The organism is Janthinobacterium darwini (assembly GCF_051380905.1).
Classification (GTDB): Bacteria; Pseudomonadota; Gammaproteobacteria; order Burkholderiales; family Burkholderiaceae_D; genus Janthinobacterium.
Window position 1 is genome coordinate 1,460,460 of the sequence record NZ_JBNYXX010000001.1, and the last position, 12,615, is coordinate 1,473,074.

11 protein-coding genes are annotated in these 12,615 nt (G+C 65.2%); 1 reads left to right on the plus strand and 10 read right to left on the minus strand.

Annotated elements, in window-relative coordinates; translation table 11 throughout:
* Positions 1 to 5 precede the first annotated feature (5 nt).
* The 6 genes from ACQ4WZ_RS06650 to wrbA are packed head-to-tail and all read right to left on the minus strand — an operon-like array spanning position 6 to position 6,532.
* Positions 6 to 1,082 carry a lipocalin-like domain-containing protein gene (locus ACQ4WZ_RS06650; protein WP_101481643.1) on the minus strand — a complete coding sequence of 359 codons (1,077 nt, stop codon included), beginning with the start codon at positions 1,080 to 1,082 and terminating at the stop codon, positions 6 to 8.
* Positions 1,082 to 3,673: an FtsX-like permease family protein gene (locus ACQ4WZ_RS06655; protein ID WP_436572877.1), complete on the minus strand. Its 2,592-nt coding sequence runs from the start codon at positions 3,671 to 3,673 to the stop codon at positions 1,082 to 1,084. Before ACQ4WZ_RS06655 ends, ACQ4WZ_RS06650 begins: the two co-directional genes overlap by 1 nt.
* The gene (locus ACQ4WZ_RS06660; protein WP_436572878.1) at positions 3,661 to 4,089 is read right to left on the minus strand and encodes a DUF4124 domain-containing protein; all 429 of its coding nucleotides are present in this window, start codon (positions 4,087 to 4,089) and stop codon (positions 3,661 to 3,663) included. The genes ACQ4WZ_RS06655 and ACQ4WZ_RS06660 overlap by 13 nt, the downstream gene beginning before the upstream one ends.
* Positions 4,086 to 5,501 (minus strand): FAD-binding oxidoreductase, encoded by a 1,416-nt coding sequence (locus tag ACQ4WZ_RS06665; RefSeq protein WP_436572879.1) that lies wholly within the window; start codon positions 5,499 to 5,501, stop codon positions 4,086 to 4,088. The genes ACQ4WZ_RS06660 and ACQ4WZ_RS06665 overlap by 4 nt, the downstream gene beginning before the upstream one ends.
* A gap of 12 nt (positions 5,502 to 5,513) precedes the next feature.
* Positions 5,514 to 5,927 carry a DUF2069 domain-containing protein gene (locus tag ACQ4WZ_RS06670; protein ID WP_133990856.1) on the minus strand — a complete coding sequence of 138 codons (414 nt, stop codon included), beginning with the start codon at positions 5,925 to 5,927 and terminating at the stop codon, positions 5,514 to 5,516.
* A complete protein-coding gene (gene wrbA / locus ACQ4WZ_RS06675) occupies positions 5,924 to 6,532 on the minus strand; it encodes an NAD(P)H:quinone oxidoreductase (RefSeq protein ID WP_101484585.1) in 609 nt (202 codons plus the stop codon). The genes ACQ4WZ_RS06670 and wrbA overlap by 4 nt, the downstream gene beginning before the upstream one ends.
* Positions 6,533 to 6,599: 67 nt before the next feature.
* On the opposite strand from wrbA, the gene ACQ4WZ_RS06680 reads away from it, so the two are divergent.
* Positions 6,600 to 7,976 carry a YihY family inner membrane protein gene (locus tag ACQ4WZ_RS06680; protein ID WP_436572880.1) on the plus strand — a complete coding sequence of 459 codons (1,377 nt, stop codon included), beginning with the start codon at positions 6,600 to 6,602 and terminating at the stop codon, positions 7,974 to 7,976.
* A gap of 7 nt (positions 7,977 to 7,983) precedes the next feature.
* On the opposite strand, the gene ACQ4WZ_RS06685 is transcribed toward ACQ4WZ_RS06680, so the two are convergent.
* Genes ACQ4WZ_RS06685 through ACQ4WZ_RS06700 form a run of 4 tightly spaced genes read right to left on the minus strand, consistent with a single transcriptional unit; the run spans position 7,984 to position 12,615 of the window.
* Entirely contained in the window at positions 7,984 to 8,298 is a 315-nt protein-coding gene (locus ACQ4WZ_RS06685; RefSeq protein ID WP_436572881.1) for a hypothetical protein, read from the minus strand.
* Positions 8,299 to 8,352: 54 nt separating this feature from the next.
* Positions 8,353 to 10,344: a DUF6630 family protein gene (locus ACQ4WZ_RS06690; protein WP_436572882.1), complete on the minus strand. Its 1,992-nt coding sequence runs from the start codon at positions 10,342 to 10,344 to the stop codon at positions 8,353 to 8,355.
* A gap of 29 nt (positions 10,345 to 10,373) precedes the next feature.
* Positions 10,374 to 11,768, minus strand: coding sequence for a PoNe immunity protein domain-containing protein (locus tag ACQ4WZ_RS06695; RefSeq protein WP_436572883.1), 1,395 nt, complete (start codon positions 11,766 to 11,768; stop codon positions 10,374 to 10,376).
* Between the two features lie 34 nt (positions 11,769 to 11,802).
* Positions 11,803 to 12,615, minus strand: coding sequence for an alpha/beta fold hydrolase (locus ACQ4WZ_RS06700; protein ID WP_436572884.1), 813 nt, complete (start codon positions 12,613 to 12,615; stop codon positions 11,803 to 11,805).

Sequence of the window (12,615 nt, forward strand, 5' to 3'; positions counted from 1 at the left end):
ATTACTTATAATTTCATCGGCTGCACGTAGCCCGTCATTTCCAGGTAGGCGCGGCCGACCGGTTGGCCGTCGCGCTCCACCGTCACGGCGCCTTCCCAGTACACGGCGCCTGTCGAGCGGCGCGAATCGAGCTCCTGGTCGGTTTGCAATGGCTTGATCTGCCAGCGCGTGGTGCCCGTGCGGATCTCGGTGGCGACCGGGTATTCGGCCTGTGTGCGGGGCGAACGCCATAGCTGCGTGGGCGTGAAATCGACGTCCCCTGGGGCGAACTGCGTCATCTTACCGGACGCATCGCGCCATGTCGCGTGCGCCCATAGTTTAGCACCTGTCTTGCTGCGGATCTGGAAGGCCATAAGGGCGCCGCCATCAGCGAGGTTGGCGCCTATCCAGTTCCAGCCGCTGGCATCCGCATCGAGCACCTGGCTGGACCACTCGTGATCGAGCCAGGTGGTGCCCGTCACGGCTTCCGCCTTGCCGCCCGCGCGCGCGATCGTGCCACGGGTAGCAAGCTGCGGTTCGCTGTAGTAGTAGCTCGATTGCGCGGGCCGGGCGCCCTTGCGCGAGTAGCCGCCTTCGCCCTGCAGCAGCACGGTTTGTGTGGGGGCCAGGGTCAGCTGCAAGCTAAAGTCGCGCGCGGCCAGGCTGACCTGATAGCTGCCGTCTGCTTGCCGCTGCATGCGCCAGTCGTCCAGCCTGACATCCGTGTTGCCCACCTTGGCGTAGGCCAGGCCGAACCCCTCGCGCGCGCTTTTCTCGTCATGCAGCAGCTTGCCCACCTTCGGGTCGGACAGGGCCGCGTGGCCGATGATCAGCTGTTTCGGCGCGAAGGCGCTGGGGTTCATCGTGTCGGTGGCCGTGGCGCTGCGAAAGAAGGTTACCTGGTAACCCAGTTGTTCACCGCCGGCGGTTTTGACCCATCCGGTGGCATACCACCATTCCGTTTTATACGCGGGATGGGCGCCAAAGTCGTGCGGCAGGCGCAGGCTTTGACCGGCCGGCAGCGGCGTGACGGGGGCGAACGCGGGCGGCGCGGCGATGGCGGCGGCGCTGCAGAACAACAATAAACAAGTCAAACGGCGCATTACCAGTCCTCCCTGACGGCGCGGATGGGGCCAGCGGACAGGGCTTGCCGGCCCGCGATGAGGGCAGTGAGGGCGGCTGCCGTCAGCAGGGCGCCGGCCACTGTGGCGATCAAGGGCCACGGCAGGTGCAGTTGCATGGTCCAATGGAACGATTGCGGATTGACGATGAAGACCAGCACAAAGCTGATCAAGAGGCCCAAAACAAAACCGGTGGCGATGCCCAGCGCCGTCAGCGCACCGCCTTCGAGCGCCAAAATGGCTAAAATCTGGCCGCGCGTCACGCCCACGTGGCGCAGCATGCCGAATTCGCGGGCGCGCGCCAGGGTCTGCGCGGAAAACGTGGCGGCCACGCCAAACAGGCCGATGACGATGGCGATGGCTTCCAGCAGATACGTGACGGCAAAGCTGCGGTCGAAAATCTGCAGGCTCAGGGCGCGGATGGCCGAGGGATTCGATACTTCCAGGCTGGCGCCGAAGGGCAGGGCTTTCAGGCGCTGCTGCAGCTGCTCGCCAGTGGCATCCTTTTCCAGCCACAGGGCCGCATCGCTGACATCGAGGTCGCCCGTCAGCGCGCGGTAGTCGTCCAGCGGCATCTGGATGGCGCCGGAGGAGCGCGCATAGTCCCGCCAGATGCCGGCGACGAAGAACTGGTGCAGGCCGCCCGCCAGCGGCAGGTCTAACTGCTGGCCCGGTCTGACGCTATACAGGTCGGCGGCCGCCTCGGACAGCCACACCGCTTTCGCGCCACCTGGCACAGGCAATGTATCTCCCACCAGCACCAGGCTCTTGCCCGGGTCCTGTAAATTGATGGGGCGCGCCAGCAGCACCACGTTCGGGCGGTCGGGCGCCAGCGACAGCGAACGGAGGCGCTGGAAATCCACCCTGGCCACGCCGGGGAGGGCGGTGATGGCGGCTTGTTCGCGCGGATTCAGGCCTGCCGTCCCGCCGCTGGCCGCCGTGCGCGCATACAGGTCGGCCGGCAAGATCTGCAGCAGCCAGTCGTCGACGGAGACGCGGAAACTCGACACCATGATGGCCATCGCCACCATCAGGCTAAAACTCGACAGCACGCCGCCAAGCGCGATGCCGGCCTGGCCCGAGGCATTCGCCAGGCGGGCCAGGGTCAGGCTGCGCACGGGTGCGTGGCTGCTCACGCCCGTGCGCAGCCAGGTGCGCTGCAGGAAACGGAAGACGACGGCCGCCAGCTGCGGCATCAGGGCGATGGCGCCGATCAGCAGCAGCGCGATGGACAGATAGCCGAAAAGAGGCAGCTCGAACACGGGAGGCAACAAGGTCAGGGCGCCGGCCAGCAGCAAACAAGCCAGTGCGGGCCAGGTTTTCGCCAGGCGCGTCGTCACGACTTCCTCGCTGCCCGATTTCAGGGCGATGGCGGGGGCGGCGCGCGCCGCTTCCAGCGCGGGTGCGGCGCAGCCCAGCAAGGCCACGCCCAGGCCCAGGGCAAAATACACGAAGGCGGCGACGGGCGTGAATTGCACCTGCGGCTGCACGCCAGCGAAATAGCCGGCGCCCAGGTCGCCGCCAAAGAAGCGCAGGGCGACGGCCGCCATGGCATAGCCGCCAGCGATGCCCAGCGCGGCGCCGACGATACCGAGGCTGGCGCCTTCCAGCAGTACCTGGCGCAGCAATTGTCCCCGCTCCATGCCCAGCACGCGCAGCAGCGCGAACTGGCCGCGGCGGCGGATGACGGACAAGGCCTGCGTGGAAAATACCAAGAAGGCGCCCGTAAACAGGGCCACGAGGGCGAGCACCGTCAGGTTGACGCGGTAGGCGCGGCTGAGGTTATTGTTGCGGCTATTCTGGTTCTCGTCATTCGGCTGCCCCACCTGGTAGCGCCCCGGATACTGCGCTTCCAGCGCGCTGCTCAGCGCCGCCTGGAAGGCGTCGCGGTTGACGCCCTGGCGCAGTTTCAAGTCGATGCGCGACAGCTTGCCCAGCTTGTTGAAACGCCACTGAGCCGCGCCGATATCCATCACGGCGATGCGCTGTCCGGCGCGCGCCCGCTGCAGGGAGCCGGCCACGCGCAGCGACACCGTGCTCGTGCCCGATTGCAGCGCGACCTGGCCGCCTTCGGCGACATTGAGCCAGCGCAAGGCTGCCGGCGACAGGAAGAGGGCGTCATCGGCCAGGGTGTCGAAAGGCTGCCCCTCGGCTGGCGCGCCGATCAGGTCGGGCGAGATGAAGCCGGCGCGGAAGACGTCGAGTGCCAGGATGTGCAGCGGGCCGCCGTCTTTTTTGCCGGCCACGCCGGCTTGCAGCTCCAGCACGGGCGAAGCGACGGCCACGCCATCGCGCTGCGCCAGCCAAGGATAGATGGCTTCGTCGAACAGCGCTTCGCGCCCGGACACCTGCACGTCGGCCTGGCCTGACAGGCTTTTGACGGCCGTGGAAAACTCATTGAAGGCGGCCGCGTTGATCAGGTGGATGGCAAAGCCCAGTGATACGCCGATGGCGATGGCGAGGATGGCGACGAGGGCGCGCACGGGATGCGCGCGCCATTCTCCCAGCAGCAGCCAGCGCGACAGCAGGCGCGTCGTCGCCGCGCTGGCCAGTGGCGCACTCAATTGCCGCATTCGACGGCCAGGCGTTCGCCGGCGCGCCGCGCTTTCAATTGCGCCGCGTCGCGGTTCTTGTCGCCGGCGCCGACGGCGTCCTGCGCCGCCCATTTCTGATCCAGACGCAGCTGGGCGCAATGCCTGTCGCGCGCCTCAAGCTGCTTGGCGGCCCGTTCGCGCGCCTGGTCTTCCAGGCGTTCGCGCTTCTTGCGCGCCGCTTCCATCTGGCTGGCGACACGCTCCTGGCGCGTGGCTGCGCCCTTGTCGACGGCAGGCGGCGGTGAGGGGATTTTAAGGATCTGCAGCTGGCCGCCCGTGCATGGCGTGGCGCTGTAGCTGGTCTGGCCATCCTGCACGCATTTGTAGACGTCCTGCGCACTGGCGGAACCGGCCAGCAAGGCCATGGCGCAGAGCAGGAGGGAAGGCGATTTCACAGGATTTTCCCCGGATTCATGATGTTCTGCGGGTCCAGCGCCTGCTTCACGGCGCGCATCAGCTGCAATTCCAGCGGCGACTTGTAGCGGGCCAGGTCATCCTTCTTCAGCGCGCCGATGCCGTGTTCGGCCGATATCGAGCCGCCGTAGCCATGGACCTGGTCGTGCACGATGCGGTTGATCGCCTCCTGGTTGGACAGGAAATCCGTGTCCGTCATGCCGGGAGGCGGCGCCACGTTGTAATGCAGGTTGCCGTCGCCCAGGTGGCCGAAGCACACGAGCTGGCAGCCGGGGAAGGTCGTTGCCAAAGCCACGTCCGTAACGGCGATGAAATCGGCGATGCAGGAAATGGGCAGCGAAATATCGTGCTTGATGTTCTTGCCCGCCTGCGCCTGCGCCAGCGGAATGTGCTCGCGCAGCTGCCACAGGCCTTCGGACTGCGCCACGGAACTGGCGACGACGGCGTCCTCGATCAACGCGTCTTCCAGGGCCGCGCCTATGCTCGCTTCCAGCAATTCCACGGCGTGCGCCTCGGACTGGCTGCTGGACAATTCGAGCAGCACGTACTGGCCATGCGGGGAGGAAAAGGGGCGCGGCAACTGGGGGAACTGCTCGGCCACCAGTTGCAAGCAATACTGCGACATCAATTCAAAACCCGTCAGGCTGGCGCCGCAATGGTCCTGCATCAGGCTTAATAAACGCAGGGCGTGGGCGGGCGAGGGCATGGCGGCCAGCGCCGTGATGCAGGCCTTCGGCTGCGGATACAGTTTCATGACCGCGCCCGTGATCACGCCCAGGGTGCCCTCGGCGCCGATGTACAAGTCGCGCAAGTCGTAGCCGGTATTGTCCTTGCGCAAGCCGCGCAAGCCGCTCCAGATTTCGCCCTGCGGCGTGACCACTTCCAGGCCCAGGCACAGTTCGCGCGTGTTTCCGTAACGCAGCACGGCGGTGCCGCCCGCGTTCGTCGCCAGGTTCCCGCCTATGGTGCAACTGCCCTCGGCCGCCAGCGACAGGGGGAACAGACAGCCGGCGGCGCTGGCCGCTTCCTGGATGGTTTGCAAAATGCAGCCCGCGTCCACCGTAATGGTGCGGTTGACGGGGTCGAGCGCGCGGATGCTGTTCAGGCGCGCCAGCGACAGCACGATGGCCGTGCCGGCGTCGTCCGGGATGCTGCCCAATACCAGGCCCGTATTGCCGCCTTGCGGTACGACGGGAATTTGCCATTGCGCGCAAGCGCGCAGGATGGCTGCCACTTGCTCCACGCTGGCGGGGCGCAGCACGGCCAGCGCCTTGCCTGTGAACCTGTCGCGCCAGTCGGTAAGGAAGGGCGACATCTCGGCGTCGATGGTGAGTACATAGGTGTCGCCCAGCAGGTTGCGGCAGGCGGTAAGGAAATCGGCTTGCTCACTCATAGTCTTGATCACTCATTTCTTGATGCTCACTTTATTCACTTTTTCCAGCAGTTCCCTGGCCATGCGCTTGGCGGCCTTTTTGTACGGGCGCAGATACAGCACGGCGCAGAAGAAGTAAATGCAGACGATGGCCGCCTCGCCCCAGGCCATCATGGCGGAGACGGGATTCGTGTCGCTGTAGCCGCGCACCACGCCCTCGGTAAAATACAGCAGGATCACCATCGACGACCATTGCAGGGTGTACACGTCACGCTTGATGACGCCGTACAGGGGAATGAGCAGTGGTGCGGCTTTCAGCACGACCCAGGAGCCGCCCGGCTGCAGCGGCGCGACGATGGTTTCCCACAGCAGGCACCAGATGATCAGGGTGACGAGGCTGGCGATGGCACCCCAGTGAAAATACTTGTGCAGTACGCCGTGCATCATGCGCCTGCCAGTTTCGCGGCGTTTTCCGCCAGGCGCCGGCCCAGGGCGATGGCGAGTCGTTTTTCATCCTCGCTGAGTGCCTTGTCGCCAGCCATGCCTGACCAGTGCGTGGCGCCATACGGCGAGCCGCCCGTGGACGTCGTCATCAGTTCAGCATGCGTGTAGGGCAGGCCCATGACCAGCATGCCGTGGTGGAAGAGGGGAATCATCATCGACAGCAGGGTCGATTCCTGGCCGCCGTGCAGGCTGCCCGTGGACGTGAACACGCAGGCGGGCTTGCCGGACAGGCTGCCGGCCAGCCAGTCGCTGGCCGTACCATCCCAGAAGTACTTCATGGCGGCGGCCATGTTGCCGAAGCGCGTGGGCGACCCCAGGGCCAGGCCCGCGCATTCCTGCAAGTCTTCCAGTTCCACATAAGGAGCGCCATCAGGCGGCACTTCCGGCGCCGTCGCTTCCGTCACCGTGGAGACGGCGGGCACAGTGCGCAGGCGCGCGTCGCAGCCAGGCACGCTTTCCACTCCCTGGGCTATCAGCTCGGCCAACTGGCGCGTGGCGCCATGGCGTGAATAAAACAATACGAGAATAATCAGATTGGTTGGCTTCATCATTGGTATTATAGGGCGCTTTACAGCCTGATACGACTGCTGTCATGGCGCCGTTCTGATTTTGCACATGTTTTCAAAATATATACTCCCCCTCTTTCAATACCTGTGGCGCGCCCTGAGCATGGGACTGGCCGTCGTGCGCGGCCTGACATGGTCCGAAACGCGCGACCTGCTGCAGTTCGCGCGCCGCCGCGTGCGCGAGGAAAGCCTGCCGCAAGTGGCCGGCAGCCTGACCTTCGCCACCGTGTTTGCGCTGGTGCCCCTGCTCACACTGGCCCTGGCTATCTTCACCACTTTCCCCCTGTTTAATACCTTCCGCCACGCGCTGGAAGACTATTTCGTGCAAAGCGTGATGCCCAAGGGCATTTCGAACACCATCCTCGACTATCTGACCACGTTTGCCTCGAAGGCGACGCGCCTGTCGGCCATCGGCGCGGGCGCCCTCATCGTCACCTCGGTGGGCATGATGGGCTTGATCGAGCGCGTCTTCAACCGCATCTGGCGCGTGCGCCAGGAACGCCGATGGACCAAGCGCCTGCTCGTCTACTGGGCCATCGTCACCCTGGGCCCGCTGCTGGTGGGCGTGTCGCTGACGGTGACCTCGCGCCTCTTCATGGCCACCAGCGGCGTGGTGGGCGCCGTGCCTTTCCTCGGCGCCGTGTTTTATACCCTGGTGTCGATCGGCCTGACCATGCTGGCGTTTACCCTGCTGTACATCGCCGTGCCGAACCGCGACGTGGACTGGCGCGACGCGGCCTGGGGCGGTTTGCTGGCGGCACTGGCCTTCGAGGTGGCCAAGCGTGGCTTCGGTGAATTCATCCAGGAATTCCCTACGTATTCGCGCATCTATGGCGCGCTGGCCGCCTTGCCGCTGTTCCTCGTGTGGATTTACCTGAGCTGGATGATCACCCTTGTGGGCGCTTTGCTGGTGGCCGCCTTGCCCGTCGTGAAATACGAACGCTGGTGGTACGAGGCGGCACCGGGCAGCGAATTCGTCGACGCGGTCGCCATCCTGAAAGTGCTGCACCAGGCCTGCCACTGCGCCGATTCGGCCCTGGTGGGGGCGGCCGAAATCCGCCGAAGCACGCGCCTGGGTTTCGAAGAGATGGAAACCCTGCTCGACAAGATGGTGCAGCAGGGCTGGGTGGGCAGGGTCAATGTGGATGGTGCCGTGCGGGTGCAGTGGGGCAAGCGCGTGGCCGACAGTTCCGATCACTGGGTCTTGCTGGGCAATGTCAACCGCATCAGCCTGGCCGACGTCTACCGTTTATTCGTCTTCGGCGGCATGCGCGTGAACTCCGGTTATCCGGCCGGTTCCACCAATGAACGCGACATCAAGGCGGCGGAAGAAGCGGCCGCCCTGGCGGCGCAGGTGGAAAACGCCGTGGAGCAGGGGCTGGGCCTGACCCTGGCACAGCATTTTGGCGAAGTGCGCTGCGCCTGACGGACGATCAGGTGTTCAGTCTGTCGTACAGCAGGGTATCGAGTGCGCCCGTCAGCGTGTTGCCCTCTTCGTCGAGCAGCGTGTAATCCTGCTGGCTGTCGCCGAGCGAGGCGCTGCCCTCGATGCCACACACCAGTTGGTAGGTGGTGTCATCGATCGCCAGCTTGAGCATCGCCAGGATTTGCTCGCGCTGCCCCTCGGCCAGTGCCAGCCCGTCGAGCAGGGCGCCAAGCCGGGTCTGTCCCTCGCGTCCCTGCGCATATAGCGCTAGCAGCGAAGCATTGGATGCGACGACATCATCGATGAATTTTTTCGCGCGCATGGCTACCTTGTCTTGAACGGGCGTGGCCGCATGGCCGCCGCCGGGTGGAAAAACTTACAGCAGCACGGGGCGCAAGGCCGCCTGCAGCGCCAACTTGCTGAACGCCGACGCATCGGACGCGCGCACCACGCCCAGGTAATACGTGTCTTCGCCACCGTGCATGTTCACCAGGCGCAGCTGGTGCGGCGCCAGGTGGGCGGCGATGGCGGTCAGGCCCTCGGCCATCGCGTCGTCATCTTCCCGGTCCGTCCAGCGGAAGTCCCGCAGCGCGGGCAGGCCGATATGCTGGCCGATGCGCGGCACTTCATCGACTGATTTCCAGTCCAGGGTGGTGCCGTGGCCCAGCGCATCGGCGGCCGTGGACCAGAGCAGGAAGAAGCACGCCGCTTCGGGTGTATCGCCTTCGTATTCCTCTTCCGGGTCGTCCTCTGCCAGCTCTTCCAAAGTGATGTCCACGCAACGCGCGGCCAGTGCCGCATCGCCCAGCAAGAGCAGGGCGGCCATGGCGCGCAACTGCTCGCGGTCAGCCTTTGCCAGGATCTGCGCGGGCGTAAAGCTGCGGCGCCTGACGGGTTTTTTCTTGCTCAGCCCCATGGCCTCGCTCAACTGGGCCGTGATGGCCGCCTTGAAGTTTTCCACGGTGTCGAACTGCTCCAGCAGCTGGCCCGTGAAATCCATGCTCCAGGCCATGCCATCCTTGACCACATATAAAAAGTCGCTTTGCACGGCCACGCCGCGCAAATGGTGGGCGGGCGGATACAGGGGCGTGAAGGCCTGTTTTCCATCGAGCGTCAGCATGCAGGCCAGCCCTTGCGCGTCGATGGCGAAGATCAGGTTCTTGCGCACTTTTGGCGGCGACGAGGTGGTGGCGCTATCGATGGCTTCGTACTGGCAGGGCGCCAGCAGTTCGCCCTGGCTATTGATCAGGCCAAACAGGAAGCGCCCGGCGATGCGCTGACTGACGACGGCGATTTTTTTCTTCGTGCCGAAATCCTGCACGGAGCTGTAGGCCGGCGGCACCACGACCTTGCCTGTCTTGTCGAGCACGCCGCAGACATTGCGTTCGTCGTCATTGTCTGTCTGGCGCTCGATGTCGATATAGCCGTCTTCGCGCTCGCACATGTTGTTTACCCTGTCGATGAGCAGCGCGCCATCGGGCAAGCGCAACAAGCGACTGGCGCCGTCTGCATCGATCTGCTGCACCAGATGGGGGCTGATCACATACAGGGCGCCGGGGGCGGGCGGCAGCACCACTGTGCCATTGAGATCCAACACGCCGTGCGCATCGGGTGCGTCTGCCGTGGCAAAGGTGATCCAGCCCTCTTCCGCATCGTGTGCACACAGGTCGACATAGCGCTGCGACAGCGGCACGATCCAGCGGCCATAAGGCGTGACCAGCCCGGTGACGGCCGGTTCGCCGGCGGTGCTTACTTCATAGCACAGCGCGTCTTCCTTCCATCTCACTACTTCCAGGCCTTGCAGGAAAGGCAGCTCTTCCGCGCCGAGTTCCTCGACATTGGCCAGCTGCGCGATGGCGGACGCAGACCAGTAGCCGGTCGCAGGCGCTGCAGAACCAGCGGCCAGCAGGGGCGCCAGCGCTTCCCGGTCGCCGCGCTGCAGGGCAGAGTGCAAGGCTTGCGCTTCGGCGCGCAGGGCCTCGAGCGCGGCGGCGGTTTCCGGCGTGTCGATATCGTGGGGGATCAGCTGCACGCAATCGAGGATCAGCCACGCCTGGCCACCGGCCAGCAGGGCGCTGATGGCGCTGCGCGCGACGATGGCGGCCGCGTCGCGCGGCTTGTCCATGAGCGCGGACAATGCTTGCCAGCTGACCTGCGCCTGCGCCATCGGCGCGGCCAGCACGCAGGGGCAGTCTTCGCCATCGCCGTAGATGGGCCAGGCGACGGTTTGCGCATCGGCGCCGATGAGCAGCTTGAACAGCATGGGCGTGTCCAGTCGCCATTCAGCCAGGCCCGTGATGGCGTCAGTGTCGAAGCCGGCTTGGCCGGGCAGGAAGGTGGTGCTGAACAGGGCTGCGGTATTGATCATTGATATTTATGTAAAGGTGAACGGGGTAGTCAGGGCGATGGCGGCATGACCCAGTGCGCCAGCGCGCTGCGATCGAGTCCCAGCTGCTTTGCTGCGGCTGCCGCCTCGAAGGCCCACAGGCCGTAGTAGCCGCCCAGGCCTTGCGCGCGCAAATGGCCGTTGAACCAGTCTTCGTGCACCAGCGCGCCATGCCAGCTGGCCAGATACTGCCGCAAGTGTTCCAGCTGCTGTGCGGGATCGTCCGCATCCAGGCACTCGAACAGGGCCGAGTAGGGTTCGGCGAAATACCATTCGTCGACGGCGGGACGCTGTGGATCGATGGTCGACAGCAGTGCCTCATACACGCCGTCTTCGCCATCGAAGGCCGTTTGCAGGGCGGCCAGGCGGGCAGCCAGGTCGTGGCGGCCGAACAGCAGGGCGGCGCCCAGCAACTGCAAGGTGCGCGCATAGTCCGTCAATTGTTCGAAATCAAAGGCGGGCAAGGCGTCGTCATCGTAGGCGGCGGCCAGGGCCGCGCGCGCCGTTTCGCAGGCGGCAATCGCCGTTTCCAGCGCCGTTTCCACGTCAAGCAAGGGCAAGCCAGCCGTGTAGCGCAGCGAGAATACCTGATAAGCCGTGCTGGCGGCCGCGCACGCCCAGTACGCATCATCGCCGCCATCGATTTCCGCCTGCGCCTGCGCACGCCCGTAGGCAGCCAGCAGCGCGTCCAGGTAAGTCAGGTTGCGGGCGAAATCGAACGGTGCGGGCGGCGCCTGGCGCGGCGTGCATGGCCAGGGCGTGGATGAAGGCAGGCAGGTAGCGGCGCATTCGCGCTGGATAGCCCAGTCGGCGAAGATTTGTTGCAAATATTCCGCCGTCTCGTCGTCGTGGGCGATGGCGCCCGCGCCCACCAGGGTCGTGCCGAGCAGGGTGTAGCCGGGAAAACGGCTGCTCTCGTAGGCGATGGTGGTCACGCTCTGGATGGCTATGCCGTCGCTCAGGTCACGCACGCGGAAATACACGTCGTCCCAGCCGGCCAGCGGTGGGGCAGGCGCTTCATTCGGCACGGTGGTCCAGCTGCCGTCGTCCTGCTCTTCATAGGCGTCGAGCAGCTCGTCGATGCCGCCGGGGCGGTCGATGCGGTTGTTGGCGTCGTATTGCAGCCCCAGTTCGGCCGCAAACGCCGCCGCATGGCGGCCCTCGAAGACCAGGTACTGGGCGTTCATGGTACCGGCCAGCAGGTCGGACTCCTGTCCCGCCACCTGCAGCGCCTGCGGCAGCCGGAACCAGTGATAGCTGGGTATGCCGGCCATGGGGCCATTTTCGTCCGCCTGGGGATTGGTGCAGCGCAGCTGCTCCAGCCAGTTGTAGCGTTCGTGCCGTTCCGCTTCCGTGCCGCTGCCGCGGCCAGTCAATTCATCGAGCAGGGTATTTAACAACATCATCTATCTATCCTAAAAAAGTGTGCGTGGCATGGCGTCATGCCTGGGTGCTTTGCGCAAACGCAAACAGCGCGTCGAGCACGGCATCGGGCTGCTCGGCCATCAATTCATGTCCGCTGTCGACCTGCACCACGGTGCCATGCGCTATGGCCGCTGTCAGCAGCCGGGTCGACTTGGGCGGCGTCATCATGTCGCGCGCGCCGAAAATGAATAAAGCGGGGCAGTGTACCGAAGCGGCGGCGATTTCGCCGTTCGCATAGGCATTGCAGGCGAAAAAATCCGTGTGAAACACGTGATCGGGGTTGAGGGCGGCGATGCGCTGTTTCAAGCGCCGCGCGCCGCCCATGGCATAAAAGCCGGGGCCAGGGAACGACGGCTTTTGCGCGATCGACGAATGCGACCATATATTGACCATGTCGATGGCCGCCTGTTCGTCCTTGAGCGCCGTTTCCAGCAGCGCTGGCGAGACCTTCATCGGGTAGGTGGAACCCAGCATGGCCAGGTGGCTGATGCGATCCGGCGCCAGGTACGCCGCTTCCAGCGCGATCAATGAGCCCATGCTGTGGCCGATGAGCAGGGCCTTGGCAGCGCCAGCCGCGTCCAGCACGGCAAGGATCCAGCGCGCCAGTGCTTCCACACTGGTTTTCGCCGCGCCCAGGCTGCGCCCGTGGCCGGGCAAGTCGACGGCCAGCACGTTCCAGCCGTGGTGGGCAAAATAGCGCGTTTGCAGGGCCCACACGGAATGGTCGTTCTGCGCGCCGTGGATGAAGACAGCCGTGGGCTGGCTCGGATTGAATGGTTTGCCGCCCGTATAACAGTAGGCCCTCGTGTTCTCGATGGTGAATAACAT